18 protein-coding genes are annotated in these 20,569 nt (G+C 56.9%); 9 read left to right on the top strand and 9 right to left on the bottom strand.

From position 1 onward, the window contains the following. Positions 1-87 precede the first annotated feature (87 nt). The 5 genes from HDF15_RS00875 to HDF15_RS00855 form a co-directional block, all read right to left on the bottom strand. Entirely contained in the window at positions 88-597 is a 510-nt protein-coding gene (locus HDF15_RS00875) for a hypothetical protein (protein WP_184252393.1), read from the bottom strand. 26 nt (positions 598-623) lie between these two features. Next, positions 624-1,589, bottom strand: coding sequence for a VOC family protein (locus HDF15_RS00870; RefSeq protein ID WP_184252392.1), 966 nt, complete (start codon positions 1,587-1,589; stop codon positions 624-626). A gap of 9 nt (positions 1,590-1,598) precedes the next feature. After that, positions 1,599-4,007 (bottom strand): glycoside hydrolase family 2 protein, encoded by a 2,409-nt coding sequence (locus tag HDF15_RS00865; RefSeq protein WP_184252391.1) that lies wholly within the window; start codon positions 4,005-4,007, stop codon positions 1,599-1,601. A 236-nt stretch (positions 4,008-4,243) separates the two neighbouring features. Beyond that, complete coding sequence (locus tag HDF15_RS00860) at positions 4,244-5,122, bottom strand: alpha/beta hydrolase (RefSeq protein ID WP_184252390.1); 879 nt, start codon at positions 5,120-5,122, stop codon at positions 4,244-4,246. Continuing rightward, complete coding sequence (locus tag HDF15_RS00855) at positions 5,123-7,273, bottom strand: hypothetical protein (RefSeq protein WP_184252389.1); 2,151 nt, start codon at positions 7,271-7,273, stop codon at positions 5,123-5,125. It lies immediately after the preceding gene. A gap of 150 nt (positions 7,274-7,423) precedes the next feature. Here HDF15_RS00855 and HDF15_RS00850 point away from each other — a divergent pair, with 150 nt between their 5' ends. Next, a complete protein-coding gene (locus tag HDF15_RS00850; RefSeq protein WP_184252388.1) occupies positions 7,424-9,910 on the top strand; it encodes a glycoside hydrolase family 2 TIM barrel-domain containing protein in 2,487 nt (828 codons plus the stop codon). 89 nt (positions 9,911-9,999) lie between these two features. On the opposite strand, the gene HDF15_RS00845 is transcribed toward HDF15_RS00850, so the two are convergent. From HDF15_RS00845 to HDF15_RS00835, 3 genes are all read right to left on the bottom strand, one after another. Further along, entirely contained in the window at positions 10,000-10,875 is an 876-nt protein-coding gene (locus HDF15_RS00845) for a hydroxypyruvate isomerase family protein (protein WP_184252387.1), read from the bottom strand. Between the two features lie 23 nt (positions 10,876-10,898). Next, positions 10,899-11,774, bottom strand: a complete 876-nt coding sequence (locus HDF15_RS00840) for a sugar phosphate isomerase/epimerase (protein WP_184252386.1) — start codon at positions 11,772-11,774, stop codon at positions 10,899-10,901. 104 nt (positions 11,775-11,878) lie between these two features. Next, on the bottom strand, positions 11,879-12,829 hold the full coding sequence (locus tag HDF15_RS00835) for a LysR family transcriptional regulator (RefSeq protein WP_184252385.1): 951 nt from the start codon (positions 12,827-12,829) through the stop codon (positions 11,879-11,881). 126 nt (positions 12,830-12,955) lie between these two features. Here HDF15_RS00835 and HDF15_RS00830 point away from each other — a divergent pair, with 126 nt between their 5' ends. From HDF15_RS00830 to HDF15_RS00820, 3 genes are read left to right on the top strand one after another with little or no spacing between them, the layout of a single operon-like run. Continuing rightward, entirely contained in the window at positions 12,956-13,531 is a 576-nt protein-coding gene (locus tag HDF15_RS00830) for an NADPH-dependent FMN reductase (protein WP_184252384.1), read from the top strand. A gap of 9 nt (positions 13,532-13,540) precedes the next feature. Further along, positions 13,541-14,449, top strand: coding sequence for a transporter (locus HDF15_RS00825; protein WP_184252383.1), 909 nt, complete (start codon positions 13,541-13,543; stop codon positions 14,447-14,449). 29 nt (positions 14,450-14,478) lie between these two features. Continuing rightward, positions 14,479-14,889 carry a XapX domain-containing protein gene (locus tag HDF15_RS00820; RefSeq protein ID WP_184252382.1) on the top strand — a complete coding sequence of 137 codons (411 nt, stop codon included), beginning with the start codon at positions 14,479-14,481 and terminating at the stop codon, positions 14,887-14,889. A gap of 72 nt (positions 14,890-14,961) precedes the next feature. Here HDF15_RS00820 and HDF15_RS00815 read toward each other — a convergent pair whose 3' ends face one another. Further along, entirely contained in the window at positions 14,962-15,588 is a 627-nt protein-coding gene (locus HDF15_RS00815; RefSeq protein WP_184252381.1) for a TetR/AcrR family transcriptional regulator, read from the bottom strand. 329 nt (positions 15,589-15,917) lie between these two features. Between HDF15_RS00815 and HDF15_RS00810 the strand changes: the two genes are divergently transcribed. The 5 genes from HDF15_RS00810 to HDF15_RS00790 all read left to right on the top strand — a co-directional run bounded on the left by HDF15_RS00810 (position 15,918) and on the right by HDF15_RS00790 (position 20,477). Further along, positions 15,918-16,730, top strand: coding sequence for an NIPSNAP family protein (locus HDF15_RS00810; RefSeq protein WP_184252380.1), 813 nt, complete (start codon positions 15,918-15,920; stop codon positions 16,728-16,730). Between the two features lie 151 nt (positions 16,731-16,881). Next, positions 16,882-17,409 (top strand): cupin domain-containing protein, encoded by a 528-nt coding sequence (locus HDF15_RS00805; protein ID WP_184252379.1) that lies wholly within the window; start codon positions 16,882-16,884, stop codon positions 17,407-17,409. Positions 17,410-17,580: 171 nt separating this feature from the next. Next, positions 17,581-18,468: an aldo/keto reductase gene (locus HDF15_RS00800; RefSeq protein ID WP_184252378.1), complete on the top strand. Its 888-nt coding sequence runs from the start codon at positions 17,581-17,583 to the stop codon at positions 18,466-18,468. 78 nt (positions 18,469-18,546) lie between these two features. Beyond that, a complete protein-coding gene (locus HDF15_RS00795) occupies positions 18,547-19,992 on the top strand; it encodes a sorbosone dehydrogenase family protein (RefSeq protein ID WP_184252579.1) in 1,446 nt (481 codons plus the stop codon). A gap of 23 nt (positions 19,993-20,015) precedes the next feature. After that, positions 20,016-20,477: a cupin domain-containing protein gene (locus tag HDF15_RS00790; RefSeq protein WP_260330742.1), complete on the top strand. Its 462-nt coding sequence runs from the start codon at positions 20,016-20,018 to the stop codon at positions 20,475-20,477. Positions 20,478-20,569: the final 92 nt, after the last annotated feature.

The following is a 20,569-nucleotide window of genomic DNA, read 5'->3' as shown; positions in this document are numbered from 1 at the left end:
CGGCCTTGGCGATGCGAGTTCGGGAGGGTTGTCAGAGATCGTTCCGGCTTTCAGTTGCACGAGACGTATGGACGCTCATGAACCCCACTAAAGTTTCGCCTTGAGCTTCGACAAACCCTCACGCGAGATCTGCACATCGTCGTCGGATTTGCCCCCGCTGAAGGCAGCGATGACATAACCCGTTTTACCGCGTGCGATGACACCGCCATTCCAGCCGAACTCGCCGGTCATGGGTGGCCTGATTCCGCTTCCGCTGTCTTTGAGCGTATCGGCCATCTCGGAGGCCTTGGCATAGGCGATGCCCAGCAGATTTGAACCTTTGTCGGTTGCTGTCGGGAGGTCCTTATACCGGCCTACCACGATCATCTTCGAGCTCCATGCCTGGATTGTGTCACCCTCGAAGTACGCCACTACCGCAACTCCACCGATACCCATCGTCTGCGCCTTCGCCTTCATGGCCGCAAGCGCCTGATCGGCAACTACGTCGAAGCCGCTCGATGCCTTTGCGGTCTGCGAGGTGTCTGGGCTGGTCTGTGCGACAAGGAGTGCAGGCGAGAGCAGAGACGCCACCAGTAGTGCAACTATGTATCGCTTCATCTTTCCTCCGAGTTGAAAAGTCTCGCTTACCATGCATCCGAGGGGGCTGGTTGCTTGCCTGTATAAGGCGAGCAGCAGGGCGCTTTGACGGGCGCGAACTCCATAAACTCGATCCGCGTGTCATCAGGATCAATGAGGTCGAGCTGCAGCTTGCCGTCGACTCCCAGCACCTGCGGATTTTTACCGGCGGCAGGTTTCCATCCGCGCTGTTCCAGTCGCTTCTGCAGCTCCGCTACGCTCACCACGCCGGGGGCGATATGGTCTGCGTTGCCAAGCTGCGCATGGGGAGGATTGGCCGGCAGGTTCAGCATGTATTCGATCCAATCGGTGCCGTTGGGCACCTGCATCATGACCCAGTCCACATCTCCCGCTTTGGCGCCTCCCTGCCAGTACAGGTGAAATCCTAGCTCGTCTTTATAGAAGCGGTCTAGCGCGGCGCGGTCGTGTACGACATATCCCGCGTGCATGATGTGTGTGCTCAGGCGGCGCGCGAGTGCCGCGGGCGATGGCGAGAGAACGCGTCGTCCCTGCTGCGTAAATTCGACCAGGTTGCCTTCGGGGTCATGCACCCTGAAGCTGCGGCTCCCATCCCGCCCGACGGTCACCGAAAGAGGGACCTCTTCACCTTTGCGGGCAAGAAGCCGCCGCAGACCCTCTGCGTCGTTGGTCGCGAAGGCTACAAGATCAAGCCTGTGCGCCTGTCCCGGTACAGGCGGCGGCGCCAGCTCGACGTATTGCGCATGGTTCGCATAGAAGCGGAGGCCGGGTTCCGATCCAGTCGCAGGTACAGGCTGCCAGCCGAGCAGATCAGCGTAGAACTGACGTGAATGCGGGATGTCTTCGGCATAGAACGTCACATGCGAGATGCCCGTGATGGCCGGCGTCTGCTGGGCGAATGCCGCTCCCCCCAGTAGAAGAGGGAACACCGCGAGCAGAGAACCTACGCTACGCCAATACGTCTTCCTGACAGCACGCATCTTGACCTTGATCATGCAGGTCTCCTAGACCAGTTCTGGTGGAACAGCGGTGAGATGAAACTCAATTGTCTGAGAGCCCAGCCGAGGATGCGTCGCGGTCAGCCGGACGCTGCCTGCCTGTGTCTTCGCGCGAACCCAAACCGCGCCGGTTCCACCGATCAAACCGAAGGGGTTGTCTCCGATCAGGCTCGCAGGCCCTTCGAGTTTGAAGACGATGGGATCGTTGGCATAGGTCCGTATGGCTCCGAACTCGTCCGTGACCCGCAGGACAACTCGCGTGGTGTCGGCTCCGTCGGCATGGAGCGCCGTATCGTCTGGGAGCAGGGAGAACTTCTGGTCGACGCCAAGCCCGGACAGGGTTTTTGATGCGACCTGCTTGCCCTGCAAATAGCCATCGATCCTGAGATCGCCCCAGACATGCCGGTGAGGCTTCTGCAATTTCGTCCGGTCGAGAACGAATGGCGGATACTTCAGATATTGAAAATTCGCACGGTCCGGATCGAGTTCGGCGATCAACTCCCATGGGTTGTCCGCCAGGCTGTTGCTGCGTTGGTAAAACTTCAGGTGGTCGCAGTTCGAACAGACGAGGGCCTCTGTGAAGGAGGTCGATTCGTCGCTGTTGGCCCAGTGGAAGGCAGGCTCGAGTACGATCTCTTCTGACGGATCGCACTGCGATTTGTAGAAGCCAGCGGCGGGCTTGGGCTCGCGGAAGATGTCTGTAACGCCGTGATAGCAGATGCGGTCGCCCGCGCCGAAGTTGGCGTGGGTGTTGTAGTCGAAGGCGCACCAACCGATGCCGCCCGCGTATTGCGGATCGGAGGCGAGTTGATTATGGATACGAGCATGACGCAGCGTGTGTTCGCGCTGCCGCTCATCGTCGTCCGTTGTTTTGGTCGGGAACGTGTGGCCGACGAATTCGGTGTTGAGATAGCGGGGATAGTTCGGTTTTCTGAGAGGGAAGCCGAAATCATTGATTGTGAAGACATCTTCCAGAAGCTCCGATTCCTTGAAGTTGCGGATGCCGCCTGTCTGCCGCGTCGTATCGAGTGCGTGTGCGAGTGCATTGGTGCGGGTATAGAAGCTGTGGTCGTCTGGAGACTCGTTGATGCGCACGCCCCAGAGAATGATGGCCGGATGGTTCCAGTCTCGCCGCACCATGCGTCCAACGTTGTCGATGGCGAGGAGCTTCCATGGCTCGGGGCCGATGTGCTGCCAGCCTGGAATCTCTTCGAGCACAAGCAGGCCGATCTCGTCACAGCAATCCAGGAAGTGGCGCGACTGCGGATAATGAGAGGTTCGTACGATGTTGCAGTGCAGGTTGTAGCGAAGGATCTTCGCATCCTGGCGTTGGACCCTGGCGGGCATGGCCTGACCGGCGAAGGGAAAGGTTTGGTGGCGATCAAGGCCGCGTAGCTTAACGATCTTTCCGTTCAGTGAGAAGCCGTGATCGGTGAAGATCGCCTCGCGGAAGCCGATCCGGCGAGTGTCTTCATCGATGACACTTCCAGCGCGCAAGAGACGCACACGGACTGTATAGAGATTCGGGCTCGCCAGATCCCAAAGCTTGATTCCCTCGATCTCTTTGAACGAGATCGTCTGCTTTCCGGGATCGTTTACCGTCTCCGTGCTCAGGTAAACAGGAGCGCTCGTGGCAGGATCATCCGCTACGTCAGGATCGCTGGCAGACGACACTCTGAAGGATCGGCTCGCCTTTGCGAGAGAGCGTTCGCCGTCCAACAGTTCTGCTTCGAGCACGAGATCTCCGTGAGGGGCGATGCCGGCGAGGAAGCAGTCCACGTCGAGCGCCGGCTTGCCACTCAGCACATCTTTCGGGTGCGCAAAGATATTGTCGAGATAGAGAGCGGGCACTACGCGCAGGGAGACCTCGCGGTAGATGCCGCCGAAGGTCATGTAGTCGATCTCGTAACCGAACGGTGGGATATCGCTTCGCTCCGTTGAATCCACCTGCACGGTCAGGACATTTTCCCGGTCCTTACGCAGGTGTGGTGTCAGCTCGAAGGAAAACGGCGTGAAGCCACCCTTGTATTCGCCGAGCGGGATGCCGTTGATCCACACCGTCGAGGCAGTCATGACACCTTCGAAGTCCACGAAGATGCGTTTGCCCTGCGTGTTGGACGGCGTTCTGAAGCGGCGCCGATAGGTTGAGATGAACTCGTAGTCTTTATCGTTGAAGCTGTGCCAGGGAAGGCTGATGTTCGTGTGCGGAATCACCACCTCTTCGAAGACAGAGTCATCGAACTCCGGGGCTTCGGCTCCAGCGACTTTGCTGGGGTGATATCGCCAGCCACGGTTGATGGGGAGAACCAATCGTCCGCCCGCTGTGGGCTTCTCCTCGGCGAAAGCTGAAATGCCCGGCAGCGTCGAGGCTGCCAGCAGTGTGCCCGTCCGTTGGAGGAAAACTCGTCTGTCCATAAGGTTGGTCATCCTAAAGATTTGCTTGAAATGTATCTAGACACACACGTTCAAAAGTAATGCGGTAGCTACCTTAGCCGCCCCTCTTCGATCGAGAGGGAGGGTGAAGTCCATACTACTGATCAAAAGCCACGCTACTCTTCGAAAGGGAAATGCGAATCCGTCGAAAGTAGGAGTGAGCGATTGGTTCCTGCGAGTGTTAGCCGGTCATCGATTTGTCGGCTGCTATTACCCTATTACTTCAAAAGACCTTGCACGCTCATCCATTCGAGAAAAAGCTCCGGCCAGTCGGCGACCGGCCTGGTGTTGCTCTTACGAATCCCGAACCCGTGCCCAATGCCCGCATAGATGTGCAGCTCCGCCGACACGTGCAGCCGAGCCAAAGCCAGATAGAACTCCGCCATTCCCTGCGAGATGTCGACTCGATCCATCGCTCCACAGGCGAGGAAGGCCTTTGGCGTCTGCGCCGTCAACCGTGGCTCCTTCGGAATGGCGGGATAGAGCAACGCCTGAAAGTCCGGCTTCGAGCTCACATGTTCTACGGGATCTTCCGTGTCGAGGTGTCCGGCATCGTAGCGAGTGCTGGCGAGTTCCGCCAGCTCGCCACCTGCTGAAAATCCCATCACACCGATGCGCGCTGGATCGATCTTCCAATCGCCGCTGCGGCTCCGTACGACGCGAATCGCACGCTGCATATCTTCCAACTCTGTTCCTTCGACGGTGTAGGAAGATCCCTTCTCTCTCGCCAGCCGGTATTTCAGAACAAAGGCTGCGACTCCGTGCTCGCTCAGAAACTCCGCCACGCGGAAGCCTTCATGGTCGATCCAGAGCTCGCTGTGTCCGCCGCCCGGCGCTATGATCACGGCTGCACCTGTGGCAGTTTGTGGCGACGGTAGATAGAGCGTGAGCGAAGGCTCAGCTACATGGGTGATGACGTGGTCGCCCTCCGGCGAGATCCGCACTGTCTCAGGCCTTGCATCGGCCTGTAACGCAGGTGCGCCTTTGGGCCACAACTTAACTACTTCATGGTTACCGGGATATTGGGCGCACGCGGCGAGGCTCGCTACGCCAACTACAACGCCCGCCAACAGACGCAATGTGAATGATCGTGTCATCTAGCGCTCCACCCTAATTTCATACCATGTGGTCGTGACTGGCCCTAGCGGAACCTTCCAGGTTCCGCCGATGTTTGCGGCCGCTGTGGGCTTGCCCAGAGGCTGGCCGGCGCCGTCGATCGGCTGCACCCATACTGCGTGCGCGCCTTCGAGGCCGTTCAGGGTAATGGTCCCCTTCACCGGCTCGACAAGACTCGGTGGCCCTCCGAACGAGGTCACATCGGTCCCTGCAGTGTTCCACTGCTGTCCGGTGTTCTCCACGGGACCTCCTGCCACCAGCAGCAGCTTCGCGCTCGTAGCAATCGGCTGCTCATCCATCGCGCTGAGCAGAAGGATACAGAAGCTGTTGTTCACCTCGGCGCTCATGTTGCGCACGCTTTTGCCCTGTGCCTTTACGAAGCCGATCAGTGCCTGGCTCCTCGGTGTATCCACCGTCACCAGCCCGTTCGTATGCTGAGGTCCCACATACCATGCGAGCTGCCGTGTATCGGAGACGATTGGGTCTGTTGCTTTCGGCGTCTCGAATGGCTTGGTCGGAGGTCCGGTCAGTGAGCCGATCCGCACCTCGTGCTCGAGTGGCAGAGCCAGTGGAAACCCCTCCGTATAGTACGGCCGCTCCGTCGAAGGGATCAGCATGCTATCGAAGACCTGCTTCTCCGAATACGTCCGCTCGCTGACAGTGCGCGCCTTCTCGACATCGCCGCGCAGAAACAGGAGCGCTCCCGCTGCCAGCTCCGGCATCTTTACCGGGTCTAACGAGATATCAAACGCGTCGCCTACATAGGGCTTCCATGCCGGATCGCTCTTAGGCTCGAAGGTGTACCAGAAGAGAGCGTCCCAGTCCTGTAACCCTGCATAGGCCGCAAGGATAGGGATACCCTCGCCCGCGTAGTCGTTGGGGAACGGATTGTTGACCTCGCTTACCGTATAGGGCTTTCCAGCAATCGCCGACCGCGATAGCTCTACTATCGTCGAGTTGAACGGGTCGTTCACCATCGGGAGTTTCTTCACGTAATACTCGGGATGCTGCCAGTAGGTATGCCCGTCGATGATGTCCATGTCCTCGGTCGCGAGCAGGATAGAATAACCGCTGTTGGAGTGGCTGTGATCCGCCGTCGCGATCACCAGCGAGTGCGACCCCAGCGTCTGCTTCAGGTATCGCTCCATGTCCAGGAAGTAGTCGTGCTGCAGGTCGTTGTAGAACTCGGCCTCGGCGTAGAACCGTTCCGGAGGAGCCTCCGCTACCAACGTCTTGCTACTTAGCAGAGGCACTGGATCCGCTGCTCCGGCACTTGTGATCTCCCGGAGCTTCGCGCTCTGTTCCGCGGTGCGGTGCTTCGCCAGCCATTGATTGTAGAGACCGGTTAGCTCATCCTGATAAAACGGCGCTGGCGCGTGGAACCCTACATTGATCGCATTCTCATTGTTGATTTCGACGATTGCGACCGCTGGATCGTCTGTGTACCGCAGCTTTGTATAGGGATTGAGATGTGTCAGCAACTGCCGTGCATACTCTTTCTGCAGTTCGATCATCCGCGCGTCATAGAGCGACGTTCCCTTCGATCCCTCCCGCAGCAGCTCTGCGTTCTTCACGCCATCGCCAGCGTGGAAGGGCCTGCCCACCAGCAGGTTGAAATCGATATAGATCCCGCGCTTTTCGAGCTCTGCGATGAAGTAATCTTCGCGGTCGAGCGCGTCGACATCGAGCATGCGGGTGCTGTCGCCCTGCTTCGCGATGAGTCCCCGAGACACTTCGAGATCGAGGAACTGGAAGCGCACGCTGTTCACGCCGAATCGTGCGAGCGTCGACGCCAGAAAGGCCGCGTCCTGCTTCACCGGAATCTGCCGCGAGCCCTTGCTCCAATCGGTGATGTTGACGCCCCAGAAGCGGATGCGTTTTCCCTCGCCAGTCGCCAGGTGGCCGTCCTTTACCTGCACGAAGCCGTGTTTGCCGGCCGGCGCATCCAGCAGGTACGAGACGTCCACCGGCGAATGCGTCAATGCGCCGCGCCGAAGCTCCATCGTAAAGGGAGACATATCTGCCTGACTCTGCTGCGGACTCTGCGCTCCGATGCGAGTCGCATTGATAGCAGCGACTTGAAGTCCCGCAGCCGTTAAGAATCCGAGCCAGATCGCTCGCCACGTCGTCATGCTGTTGCCTCGCCTTAAGAATGCTTCTTGAATGCGCATCAAGCCTACTCGCTCGCTACATCGATACGAATCCACCTTTTGGCGGATTCGCGGCGACTGATTTTCACGATAAGCTTCTCTGCCATAAGAGAACCAGAGAAAGGCCCCACGATGTCCCCTATCACCCGCCGAGATTTTCTTAGTGATGCAGCAATGGCCGGAGCCGCTTCGGCCCTTCGGCTCGACGCCTCTTCCGGCACGAATCCTGAAGTGCTGCCTGAACGCCGCACTAACTTCGACCGCGGATGGCGTTTTCTGCTCGGCGATGCCGCAGGTGCGCAGGCACCGGGCTTTCACGACGCGGCCTGGCGCAGTCTCGATCTCCCCCATGACTGGAGCATCGAGGGCAGCTTCGACGAGAACGCTCCCGCCAAGGGAAATGGAGCCTACCTGCCTACCGGCATCGGCTGGTATCGCAAGGACTTTATCGTGCCCTCCTCGGCGCATGGCAGACGCATCGCTCTTCAGTTTGACGGGGTCTATCAGCGCAGCGAGGTGTGGATCAACGGTGTCTCGCTGGGCATGCGCCCTTATGGCTTCATCGGCTTCTCTTACGATCTCACGGCCCATCTTGCGCCACCGGGCAAGCCCAACTATCTCGCAGTGCGCGTCGACAACTCTCTCCAGACCAACTGCCGCTGGTACTCCGGGTCTGGCATCTACCGTCACACATGGCTTCGGATTACCGATCCGATCCATATCGTCGAGAACGGTATCTATGTTCGCACGCCGTCCATCACGCGGGAGAGCGCCACGGTCGAGGTCACCACTCGCCTGCGCAATGATAGTGTCCGCGATGCCGATCTCGAGCTGATGACCGAGATCCTTTCGCCGACCGGCGAGACCGTTCAGCAGACCACAACGCCGCACACCCTCAGCAAGGATGCCGAGACAACATTGGCCCAGACGCTCACCGTGGCCTCCCCCGCGTTGTGGTCCACAACGACACCGCACCTCTATCGTGCCCGCTGCACCGTGCGCTCTCGCGGCGCGCAAATCGATCAGGACTCTGCCAACTTTGGCATCCGGCAGATTGCCTTCGACGTCGATCGCGGTTTTCTACTCAATGGCGAACACGTCAAGATGAACGGTGTTTGTATTCACGGTGACGGCGGCTCAGTCGGCACAGCGGTACCCGAGCGTCTATGGGAGCGCCGTCTTGAGCTGCTTCAGCAGATGGGGTGCAACGCCATCCGGCTCAGTCATAACCCACCCGCGCCGGAGCTGCTCGACATGCTCGACCGCATGGGATTTCTGGTGATGGCCGAGGCGTTCGACGAGTGGCGGCACGCGAAAGGGCAGACGCCGACCTATGGATACCATAGGTACTTCGATGAGTGGTCGGAGCGCGACCTCACTGCCATGATGGAGCGTGATCGTAACCATCCCTCCATCGTGATCTGGAGCCCCGGCAATGAGGTTCCCGATCAAACCGCTCCTGACGGCCCTGCCACCCTCCAGCGTCTCATCGAGATCATTCACAGCAAGGATTCCACGCGGCCCATCACCGTCGGCTGCGACCAGATCGCCGCCGAGCCGAAGGCTGCGCCTCCGGACTTTCTGGATAAGCTCGATGTCGTCGGATACAACTATGTGGACCGCTGGCGCGACCGTCGCGAGAAGTATTACAGCATCGACCGGCAGGCTTATCCGCAGCGTCGTTTTATCGGCACCGAGAGCTCTGCACTGCGCGGCGCACGCGGCGTCTACTTTACCGAGCAGCCGATCGACGACATCCTGGAACGGCCAACGAATAATCTCATCCAGGTCGAGCAACAGCAAAAGTTCGTGCAGACCTATGACTACGTGAGCGGCGACTTTCTTTGGGTTGGGATCGACTATCTCGGTGAGGCGAAGTGGCCAAACAAACTCGCCGTGAGCGGCGCACTCGATACCTGTGGCTTTCTAAAAGATAGCTTCTACTTCTATCAAAGCCTCTGGACGAAGCAACCCGTTCTGCATCTACAGCCGCACTGGAACTGGCCCGGCAAAGAGGGCAAGGTGATACCCGTCACGTGTTTCACAAACTGCGAAACCGTCGAGCTCTTTCTGAACGGGGAAAGCCTCGGCGTAAAAGGCTACAGCTTCCCGCGACCCGGCATGGTCGGACGTTATGGCAATTACCAGCCGGGCGCTGATGTGCTCCAGACTACCGCAGACCTGCACCTCACATGGGATGTGCCCTATGCTCCAGGAACCCTCACAGCGAAGGGCATTAAGGATGGAAAGGCTGTCGAAGGCATCGAGGTTCACACTACCGGAGCCCCTGCGAAGCTGGCGCTTATCAATGATCGGCAACGCCTCCGCACCACGCCGGATGATGTGGCTCATATCACCGTCACCGTGCAGGATGCACAGGGCCGCATCGTTCCTACTGCCGATGATGCCATCACCTTCTCGCTTACGGGCGCCGGTCGCATTCTTGGCGTCGACAACGGACAGCCCGACAGTCATGAGCCTTATAAAGCGAGCAGTCGACGCGCCTTCAATGGCCTGGCTCTCGTTCTCGTCCAATCGAACGGACGTCCTGGGCAGATCACACTCTCGGCATCTTCGCCGTCGCTTGCTTCCGCGCAGATCAGTATCGAGGCGAATTAGGGAGTGTCATCAAAAGGCAGTTCGAGAGAGATTGAGCCGTGCGAATTAATAACTCACCATGCCCAGCGTTCAGAGACGATTCTTCTGGATCATGATTGCTTCAGAGTCCGTTGCGCCCCCATCCGTGATTTCTTCAGAGAGGTTACCGGCTCTTCGGTCGGGTAGTACTCCATTGCGATCCAATGGCTGTAGTTGAGCTCCGCCAGCTTGCGATAGATCGACTCGTAGTCGATCTCGCCCGTCCCCGGCTCATGCCGTCCGGGCACATCCGCCACATGCACCAGGCCTACCCATTCGATGTTCTTTTCGAGCTTTTCGATCAGGTTCCCGAAGCTCCGCTGCTCATGGTAGAAGTCGTATAAAACCTTCACATTTGGACTGTCGATTGCCCGCACGATCTCGAAGCCATCCGTCACAGAGGCTAGATAAATGGTCGGATTCTCCAGCAGATCGATCGGTTCAATCACGATGTCGATCTGCTCTTTTGCCGCTCTCTCGGCAGCCCACTTAAGATTATCGATGGAGGTCTGCCGCTGCATACCGGCGCGTAGACCCTCTACCCGTTTGCCCGAGAGCAGAATAATCTTCGGACACTCCAGTTCCTTCGCTGCCCTCATCTGTTCGGTGAACTGCGTCCGAAACGCCTCTGTCTGCTCCGGCTCTGCGAATCCTGCCTTCACTCCACTCATCGCGTCAAAGACCATTCCCAGGCGGCGCATTCTCGCCATGGTGGCTGCTCTCTCGGTGGGTGACCAACTCTGGAACTCACCCACCAGTTCCACACCCTGGTATCCCGCTTCGGCCACCCATTCCAGGCATTGGTCGAACGGCGCCTGCTTCTCGAGTGCCCACAGCATGAAGGAGAATCGCACTTTTTTTGCTGCGCCAATGCTCTGCGCAGCCACAGGCCACGCCGACGCCAAAGCCGCTCCCGCACTCATCTTTCCAAACTCTCTACGATTCATTCGTCCCTCCGCAGCCTGCGGTTCTATAAGGTACGCAGATACTGATAATCAACTTTTATCGCCGCAAGCGCAGGCATGTCGAGGAACGGCGGCTCCTGTTCCACATAGTAGTCATGGATGCCTGCTTCGGCCGCCGCAAGAAGGATCGGCTTGTAGTGGATATGTCCACGTCCCAGTTCCGCACCCTGGGGCCGCTCCTCCTTTGCGAGCGATGTGCTCGGCCCCTTGGTCGCAACGAAATCCTTTATATGCAGCATTCGATAGCGCCCAGGATATTGGCGGAAATACTCGATCGGGCTGAACCCGGCCGCCACGATCCAGCCGCAATCCAGCTCAAAAGCTACCAGCTCCGGGTCCGTATGCTTCAGCAACACGTCGTACCCAATGCTGTCGCCGTTCAGCTTGCGGAACTCAAAGTTGTGGTTGTGGTACGCATACTGTAGTCCGGCGGCCTTTGCCTTGCGTCCCAGATCATTGAGCCGGTCCGCCATTGTGCGGTAGTCATCGAGTGTCTGATCTCCGCTCTTGGAAAATAGCGCCGAGCTCACTACATACCGTGCACCGACGACGTGTGCATCCTCGAAGAGTGGACCGAGTTCGGAGTTGCCCACGGGCAGGTGGGTGCTCGGACATACCAACTGTGCCTGATCGAGCTGTGTCCGAAATGCCTTGGCCGTCAACCCCGCAAATCCTGCCGTCTCTACCCGCTCATACCCGAGCGCCCTGATTTGCCGCAGTGTCCCGGGAACGTCCTTCTGTAGATCGTCGCCTACACTATAAAGCTGCAACCCAATCGGGAACCCTACCGGCAGTAGCTGCGCTGGTTGCGCCCAAGCCAAACGCGTGCACATCACTGCAGCTCCAACCTGCACAAATCGACGCCGTGAGATCAGCTTCATAAGCTCCTGGTATCCTTCCTGCCTTCGGCGTCCACGTTACACCAGTCATGCCATTATGCGAATCCTACAAAAGTAGGAGCATGACTATTTCATGTTTTCCCAATCTAGCCGGCGGCCCCCTCTGTTTCGCCAGTGGTCTTCGTCTTTCTTGAAAGTTCCGCAAGTGTCTCCAGAAAGAGTTCAACCGTTGTCTTCCCAGGAATGTCGTTCCGCCTTGGCCGTGTCAAAATTGCGATTCGCCATTTAGGAAGCTTTGGAGCCTGACTCAGTATCCGCAGCGTATGAAGACGATGGGATGCGGTGGAAGAACGAGCCAGGGCGGACGGCACGATTGCGACGCCAAGACCATGAGCCACGAAATAGAGTTGCGTCTCAATATCGCTTACCTGATATACGCTCGCTCTCGGTAAGTGGTGCTGGGTGAAAATCTGATCAACCAGCTTTCGCAGAGCCCTCTCGGGTGTGAGATCCACAAAGCTCTCTTGGCTGAGCACTTCGAGTTGCACACTACTCTTCCTGGCTAACGCATGCTTGCTGGAGCAGATCGCAACGAGCGAGTCTTGTGCATAGGGGATGACCCGGACTCCGGGCCACTGCTCTTTGCCAATGATGGCCTGGAAGCTCAGATCTATATATCCCGAGCGCACCAGCGCAGGCACAGCCTCTGTAGAAAGAGCTCGAACTGCGAATTCGACCTCCGGGTACGACGAATGAAATCGTTGCAGCAAGGCGGCGAGTTGCACGTACGGCGTCAGGCTTTGCAGGATGCCGAGATGCAGACGACCTCTGACGACACCATCCTGAGACCGAACGGCCTGAACTCCATCATTCAACAAAGAGAGACAACCACGCGCATGTTCAAGGAAGAGTTCTCCAGCGGCAGTCAACGAGACTTTGCGAGTCGTGCGCGTGACGAGTTGACTCCCGAGTTCCTGTTCGAGCTCTTTGATGGACATGGACAGTCCTGATTGAACGATGTTCATGCGTTGCGCGGCAGTCGTAAACTTACCCTCTTCCGCCAAGGCGATGAAGTGCTGCAGATGTCGTATCTCCATAGGATCTCCCTTTATTCATCATTTCTTCAGATATATGTTATGCGAATCTTTCGTTGGACACATGAAAAAGAGGGGCCTAGCCTTGTGAATGTGGACGCTAGGCGCGGCCACAGACAAGGAGAAAACATGGACCGCACGGGAGAAACAGTTCGAGTAGTTGGCCTTTCAGGAAGCCTCCGCAGAGCGTCCTTCAGCACGTCGCTGCTGAAGATACTGGCTGAAAAAGCCGCGCCTGCCATCGATATTCAGGTGGTGACTCTGGAAGACATTCCACTCTATAACGAGGATCTGGATCGGAGCCCTGAGACTCCTTCGGTTGCCTCGTTCAGGAAGATCATCGCGGCGAGCGACGGGGTCCTGATCGCAACACCTGAATATAACCATGGCATGCCAGGCGTTCTGAAGAATGCACTCGACTGGGCCTCCCGGCCGGTCTTCGAGTCATGTTTCAAGGACAAGCCCGTCTCGATCATCAGTTCGTCGAAAGCCTTTACGGGCGGCGTCCGGGCTCAGTACCAGCTACGGGAGACGCTGATCTCCATGCATGCGCACCTCGTGATGGGGCCAGAGGTCGTCGTCGGTGGTGTTCACACCAAGCTCGCTGAGGATGTGTATCAGGACGATCAGGGGCTGACTTTTATGCTGCGCTCGCTCGACAGACTTCGTGAAGAGATTCTGGGTCGCCGCCTGGTTTGTGCATAGGAGAGGATCATGCTCAAGCCGCTCCAATACGTCCTTTTCCTGGTCTTCATCTTTTCGGCTTCGCTCGTCGCGCAGACGCACGTTGCGGAGCCGGCGGTGAACCTGGGGGATACCAGCTTTCTCGACGGTATCGCAGGACCTGGCGTGGTCATTGAAGAGATTGGAGATGGTGCCCATGAAGGATCAGTTGTAGACGGCTACGGGAGGCCGATTGCAGGAGCCGGTGCTACTAACAGCATCAGCGAACTTACCCACATCGCGTGGCTGACTCATAAGAGAATTCTGAGCGGATGGTACGGGACGGAAGTAGTGGCGACTGCCGCGCACGTCAACGCCGGCAGTGCGGGACAATCCGGTGGGTGGGGAGCGCTTACGGTGTCTCCATTCATTCTTCAATGGAGCGAGCGAAAGATCGGCAAGGTCCCTATCGACCAGCGAATCGTCTTCGATTTCGATCTACCTGTGGGCGCTTACACCCGATCTTCTGCTGTAAATATCGGCGCGAATGCATTCACTGTTCATCCGTATTATACGATTACCGCATTCCCCATTAAACGTATCGAGACCAGTTGGCGCGTGCACTATCTCTGGAATTCGACGAACGATAGCCCGCCATTCGCAACTGGCGCTCAATCGACACAGGCAGGACAGGCGATCCACTTCAACGCCACCGCCGCATACAACTTTGGCAAACACCTTTGGATCGGCCCAAACGCCTACTACCTCCGGCAGATTACGGATGGCCGTATCAATGGCGTCCCGCTTCGGAACTCTCCGGAGCAAGTAGGAGCGATCGGTCCAGGCATGGTCTGGAACTCGGGTAAATGGTTCTTCTATGCAAACGGTTATCACGAGCTTGGCGCAAAGAATCGTGCCGAAGGAAACAAGCTCGTACTGAGGGTAGAAAAGACTTTCTGAACGAAACGCAGTATTCCAAGGAGGAGAAGATGAAAATCCTGATCGCGTTCATTGTCGCATTCGTTATCGGTGCAGCTTCGAGATGGACCGGAGTGCCCTCACTGGCCCCACAGGCGATCATCGGCGCTCTCCTCATCGTAGCGATGAGTACGGGCTATGTCTCAGTTGATCACCTTCTGAAGCGCACCTCCGCCCGCTCAATAGCAGCCTCCGCATCGACGGGTGCCACGACTGAATTGGGAGCCCACGGCAGGGAAGTCATCTCCCACGAGTCCCCAGCAATTCCAGAGCCTGAAGCGGATACTGCATTCTGGCGGCAAAGATCCGAAGCTCTGCAACTGATCATTGCTGATCTGCTACTCACGAATCAGCAGCTACGCTCTTCGGAAACGTTCATGTCTCCCAAAACGACGACTCACTTCACTGACTTCATCTCTTGATCTTCAGAACTGATTACGCGTCAGGGGAACCACGCGGTTCTGCAAGTGGATGGCATCCAACCTCGGGAATCGCTATTTTTTGGATGGATCGCTGCAAACGTTCCCGAGAATGGCGTCGACCGCAGTGCAGGCCAATCGCTCGAGCTCGGCATCGCTCTTAGGCTTACCGACTCCTGCCAACAGACGGTAGAGGATGTCTCCCGTTAATGAATCGTGAAGGAGCACCGCGATACGGTCAATTGGAATCGTTGTCTTTCGCAGCTCTTCGCGACGACTTTCCAACAGAGCGCGTATAAACGAAGCTGTCCTGGCGGGACCATGTGTGTACCATGCCTCGCCTACTTCAGGACAGTTCACCGCCTCGCCGATAGCGAGACGATGAAGCTCCACGGACCGTTTCGCGGTGATGAGATGCAGAATCTGGATAGAGAGTTTTTTCAGACTCGCTTCAAGGTTCAATCCTGCGTAGTCAATCTTTGTGAGCGGTTCATTCGCCTCGCGGCACAGGTTCTCGATGCTGCTGATGAACAGCCCACACTTCCCACCGAATTCGGTGTAAACCGTACTTTTCGATCCGCCAGCCAACTCGACAATCTTGTCGATGGTGACACCCTCATAGCCGTGCTTTAGAAACAGGTCTGCTGCGACTTTTTGGAGCTTGCTGTTCCGAACCTCTCCTCGCGACCGCTTGTTAGGCATTCATCTCTCCCGATCTCAAGTCGTGAATGCATTTCCAAAAACAGCGAATGCAATCTTCAGCTTGAGTCCCCTGTACCAGCAGCATTTTACGCGGCCTATTGTTTCACGCCACTTTGGCTTGCAAGCCTTATAGGGTTGTCGTAACTTGTTTCTATATTGTAACGTACTGTACAGTACGGCAGAATAGCTAAGCCTATGGAGAATGCAATACCACCATTGTCGCTGGAATCTCTCTGACGATCATCCTTGCTCAGGGCCAGGCGAAGAACGTTGCAAGTGGTCACCGCAAATTGTTTGGACCTAACGTTATCTAATCTCAAGGAGACTTCATGGATCGCCGCAATTTTCTTTCTAGCTCTCTTGCTGCTTCAGCCCTCTCGCTCGCTGCTGGTGGTGATTTACTGGCTCAGACAGCCACTATTGCGGACAAATCTGTGCCGGAGTACATGGATTTGCGCCGATACCATTTAGCAAATGGACCGGGAGTAAAGCTCACGAATGATTTTTTTGCCGATGCTTTAATTCCCGCATTGAACCGGCTCGGCATTGGGCCAGTCGGTGCATTCTCTGTTTATTTCGGACCAGATAGCCCGTCCTATTACCTGCTGATGCCCAGCTTGAAGTTGGAGACCCTGGTTACAGCTGACCTTGAGTTGGCGAAGGACGATGTCTTTATGAAGGCGGCTGCGCCATTCTGGGATGCTCCCGCCGCCATGCCGCCCTATATTCGCATAGAGAGTTCTCTCTTGCGGGCGTTCCCGGGATATCCCAAGGTCACTCCACCAGTCGCCGCCGCAACCAAGGGGAAACGCATCTATCACCTTCGCCAGTATCAGTCGCCGACAAACATGGATCACGTTCGGAAGGTGGAGATGTTTCATAACGGCGAGTTCGGCATCTTCGCTAAAGCCGGTGCTACCGGAGTTTTCTATGCCGATACACTCGTTGGACCGAGTCTGCCGAATCTTACCTATATGCTCAGCTTTCCAGATATGACTTCGCTTGAGGCAGATTGGGAAAAGTTTTCCGCCGATCCCGATTGGAAGAAGCTCTCTGCAGATTCGAGGTTTAACTTGGACCCACCAACGGTATCCAATGTGACGAGCCTTGTGCTGCGCCCCCTGGCCTGTTCGCAGGTGTAGTGGAATTGCGATAGACGCACGGCATTTTATGCGGCCTGTTTCTTCAGGTGCCTCGGATGAATGGTGCGTCGAATTTGTTGTCGGGTGCATCTTATTGTAATGTACGGTACAGTACAGTTTTTTAGGCAATCACGAACCACCTGGAGATCACATGGGAAGGAAACCGAATGATTCGCTCCCTCGCCCGATAGCTGACGCGTTTGCTGTGCAGGGGGAAGCTGCTATTGAGGCGGCATCTCAACCGGGATCGAATTCAACGATCAGCATCGTGCATCCTGTTGAGTTAAGCACGGAAACGCAACAGACGTCAGGATCGCTGAGGATGTCCGCCATTACAGCGATGCATGGCATTGTTTCCTCGTTATGGGCAGGCCTATTTGTCGTTGAGCCTGCAGCGAAGACCGGCATCCACCACCACGGCGAACAGGACACTGTAGTTTACGTGCTTGAAGGAGAGGCTACGGTGCGGTGGGGTGATTTTGGAGAACACTCGGCCACTGTTGGAGCGGGCGATTTTCTCCATGTACCAAGTTGGTTGCCACATCAGGAACTCAACCCATCGAAGGAGCAACCGTTTCGATGGGTGGTTGTGCGAAGTACGCCAGAACCGATCGTTGTCAATTTGCCTGACGATTTCTGGACGCCAACTGACCCAGATCCTATAGAGAGGAAATGCTGATGAATACGAGAAGAGGTTTCTTGAGCGTCACTGTCAAAGGATCAGCCATGGCAGTGGCCGAAGCCCTTCTGACCAGGGCAGCTTCTTCTGCAGAGTGCCCCAGTGTCCGCATGAGTACAGGCGCTGGGTCTGTCCTACATCCCAAATCTCAACACGAAAAGGAGCAGTCTTATGGATAAGGAACAAGTTCTTTCAGCCGCAGCAGCTGGTACGTTCACCATCGGTGGTGATCTTACGGTCAATCGGATGGGCTATGGTGCGATGCGCATCACAGGGGCAGGTGTGTGGGGACCTCCCACAGACAAAGTTGCGTCCCTTGCGACTCTTCGGCGTGCGATCGACCTCGGAGTGAACCTGATCGATAAGGCTGACTCCTACGGCCCTGGCACCTCCGAAGAATTGATCGCAGAAGCACTCTATCCCTATCCCGCTGGATTGGTGATCGCAACCAAGGGTGGATGGGAGCGCCCAGGTCCCGGCCAATGGACGCACAATGCCAGTCCGAACCATCTCACCGAAGCACTCGAGGGAAGTCTAAAACGTCTGCGGCTGGATCGTATCGACGTCTATCAACTGCACGCTCCCGATAATGCTGTGTCCTTCGAGGCGTCGATCGAAGCACTCGCCAGCCTTCGCGAACAGGGTAAGATTCGCCATGTCGCGCTCTCGAATGTGACTCGTGAACACGTGGAGAGGGCCCGCAGGATTGTGCCGATTGTCTCAGTGCAGAACCGCTATAGCTTCGCCGACCGGGAATCTGACTTCATCGTCGATTATTGCGAGCAGAACAATATCGCCTTTCTTCCCTGGGCTCCGCTCGGTCAAGCGAAGGAGGCACATGACACCATCAAGAGGGTCGCAAACGATCTTGACGCGACTCCTTTGCAGGTCGCCCTGGCCTGGCTACTCAAGCGCTCCAAAGTGATCCTGCCTATTCCCGGAACGTCCTCGGTCAAGCACCTGGAGGAGAATACCGGTGCTGCGAGTCTTGAACTGCCACAGGGCGCTTATGCCCGGTTGTCCGCTGTGACCCATCCTCCCGCAAGTCTACGCGGTTGATGCTACTGCCAAAACCTGTGCTTGCTAAGCCACTGCATGATCGACTGTCGCCAAATTACGTATCTGGAGATAAGAATGATGAGACATTCACGCTTCGAAAAGTTGTATGCATTCGCCGCTCTTGTTTTTACCGCGCTTCTTCCGTCTGCACTCCACGCTCAGCAGGCGATCACTGGTCAGGCCGCCTTTGCGGACTGGAATCAGCAGCAGCCTGGCGTCCGTCGTAAGATTACAGTCGCCGATCTGCCAGTGCCCAAACCTCAGGAGGCCGTTAACAATACCCCGCATTTGATTCCCCGCCCAAAGGATGCCTGGCCTATTGCTCCTCCAGGCTTCACGGTGACGCTTTACGCCGGAGGTGATGCCGCTCCCATGCAGCGTGCTGACAACAAGGAGCACATGCAGTTGAGTGGGGGCACATTTACGATGCCTCGCCTGCTCAGGACGGCACCCAATGGCGATCTTTTTCTCGCTGACTCCGGCGCCGGCACCATCTTCATCCTTCGCGGTGTAGGCCCCGACGGCAAAGCCGCGCAGATTGAAAGATTCGCTACCGGCCTCGATCATCCCTTTGGCATTGCGTTCTATCCTGCTAAGAACCCAAAGTACGTCTACGTCGGCAATGCCACTACCATTCAACGAATCCCCTATCGCACAGGGGATCTGCACGCGACGGGTGCTCCTGAAACGATCGTTCCCAATATTCCTGGGTATGCCCAGCTCATGGGTGGAGGTCATTGGACTCGCGATGTTGTCTTCAAAAAAGACGGCAAGTCTATGTTAGTTTCCGTAGGCTCAGGATCAAATATCGATGATCCTGACACGCATCCAAAAGAGTTCCACCGGGCTGATGTACTCGAATACACGCCCGAAGGAAAGTTCATCAAGGTCTATGCATCCGGTATTCGCAACTGCGTCGGAGAAGCCATCAATCCCAATACAGGTCAACTGTGGTGCTCTACCAACGAACGCGACAATCTGGGCAATCACCTGGTCCCCGACTACGTCACCTCGATCAAGGAAGGCGGCTTCTACGGCTGGCCCTGGTACTACATGGGCAGCCATCAGGATCCGCGCCTCCCGGAGCCCTGTGCCAAGGGCACCGGCCCCCATCCGCAGGCCTCCGCACTTACCGCGGATGAGGCCAAAACCTGCAATCGCGTCGATCTCGCCTCTAAGGTGATTACTCCGGATGTGCTCGTCCAGCCCCACATGGCCTCGCTCGAGATGGTCTTTTATCCCGACCAGAAAGAACAGTTCCCTGAGCAATATGACGGCGACGCCTTTGCCGCAGAACATGGCTCCTGGAACCGAGCCAACCGCGCCGGCTACGAAGTCATTCGTATCCCGATGCACAATGGTCACGCCGATGGGAGCTACGAAGACTTCCTCACCGGCTTCGTCACCAAAGACGGCCAGGTCTGGGGACGTCCCGTAGGCGTCGCCATCGCCCAGGACGGCAGCTTATTCGTTACCGACGATGGCTCCCGCTCTGTCTGGCACGTCACCTACACCGGAAAATAGCGAGGCTATAGGAGATGACCGACATGATTTGTAAATACCGTAGCATTGGAATTACCGCTATCGTCACCGGAGCAGCTCTGACGGTCGTACTCGCTCAAACCCCCGCGAATAGCGTTGCAAGCGGGCACCGCGAAATTCTGCTGCAGACAACCCAATCGTGGAACGGCAAGCCTTACACACACTATCCCACCGGCCAGCCGCAACTCACTACGATCAAGCTGACCATCGCACCACACACGGCCCTGCCATGGCACACGCATCCCTCTCCAAATGTTGTCTACGTGCTTTCGGGCTCTCTTACGCTGCACGACAAAGTCAGCGGCAAGACTCAGGTCGTTCATCAGGGGCAAGCGGTAGGGGAGTCAGTAGACGATGTGCATCGGGGCGAGTCGGGTGACGAATCCACCGTATTGCTCATCACCTATGCCGGTACCCCAGGCGTTCCGACCTCTGTCCCCGCAAAGGGGGAGAAGGCGGAATACTGAATCCGTAGGTGCGAAAGAACACAATCGAAGTAACAAACGATCCTGATAGAGCGAATAAAATGCTGTGGGCCTGGATACAGGCCCACAGCAGC

The organism is Granulicella mallensis, assembly GCF_014203225.1.
In the GTDB taxonomy this organism is placed as follows: domain Bacteria; phylum Acidobacteriota; class Terriglobia; order Terriglobales; family Acidobacteriaceae; genus Granulicella; species Granulicella mallensis_A.
The sequence above is the reverse complement of the archived record's forward strand: the minus strand, read 5'-3'. Positions and strand labels throughout refer to the sequence as shown.

Coding starts and splice junctions, on each gene's coding strand:
- HDF15_RS00875 (WP_184252393.1), bottom strand. CDS start 597: ATGAAGCGATACATAGTTGCACTACTGGTGGCGTCTCTGCTCTCGCCT.
- HDF15_RS00870 (WP_184252392.1), bottom strand. CDS start 1,589: ATGATCAAGGTCAAGATGCGTGCTGTCAGGAAGACGTATTGGCGTAGC.
- HDF15_RS00865 (WP_184252391.1), bottom strand. CDS start 4,007: ATGGACAGACGAGTTTTCCTCCAACGGACGGGCACACTGCTGGCAGCC.
- HDF15_RS00860 (WP_184252390.1), bottom strand. CDS start 5,122: ATGACACGATCATTCACATTGCGTCTGTTGGCGGGCGTTGTAGTTGGC.
- HDF15_RS00855 (WP_184252389.1), bottom strand. CDS start 7,273: ATGACGACGTGGCGAGCGATCTGGCTCGGATTCTTAACGGCTGCGGGA.
- HDF15_RS00850 (WP_184252388.1), top strand. CDS start 7,424: ATGTCCCCTATCACCCGCCGAGATTTTCTTAGTGATGCAGCAATGGCC.
- HDF15_RS00845 (WP_184252387.1), bottom strand. CDS start 10,875: ATGAATCGTAGAGAGTTTGGAAAGATGAGTGCGGGAGCGGCTTTGGCG.
- HDF15_RS00840 (WP_184252386.1), bottom strand. CDS start 11,774: ATGAAGCTGATCTCACGGCGTCGATTTGTGCAGGTTGGAGCTGCAGTG.
- HDF15_RS00835 (WP_184252385.1), bottom strand. CDS start 12,829: ATGGAGATACGACATCTGCAGCACTTCATCGCCTTGGCGGAAGAGGGT.
- HDF15_RS00830 (WP_184252384.1), top strand. CDS start 12,956: ATGGACCGCACGGGAGAAACAGTTCGAGTAGTTGGCCTTTCAGGAAGC.
- HDF15_RS00825 (WP_184252383.1), top strand. CDS start 13,541: ATGCTCAAGCCGCTCCAATACGTCCTTTTCCTGGTCTTCATCTTTTCG.
- HDF15_RS00820 (WP_184252382.1), top strand. CDS start 14,479: ATGAAAATCCTGATCGCGTTCATTGTCGCATTCGTTATCGGTGCAGCT.
- HDF15_RS00815 (WP_184252381.1), bottom strand. CDS start 15,588: ATGCCTAACAAGCGGTCGCGAGGAGAGGTTCGGAACAGCAAGCTCCAA.
- HDF15_RS00810 (WP_184252380.1), top strand. CDS start 15,918: ATGGATCGCCGCAATTTTCTTTCTAGCTCTCTTGCTGCTTCAGCCCTC.
- HDF15_RS00805 (WP_184252379.1), top strand. CDS start 16,882: ATGGGAAGGAAACCGAATGATTCGCTCCCTCGCCCGATAGCTGACGCG.
- HDF15_RS00800 (WP_184252378.1), top strand. CDS start 17,581: ATGGATAAGGAACAAGTTCTTTCAGCCGCAGCAGCTGGTACGTTCACC.
- HDF15_RS00795 (WP_184252579.1), top strand. CDS start 18,547: ATGAGACATTCACGCTTCGAAAAGTTGTATGCATTCGCCGCTCTTGTT.
- HDF15_RS00790 (WP_260330742.1), top strand. CDS start 20,016: ATGATTTGTAAATACCGTAGCATTGGAATTACCGCTATCGTCACCGGA.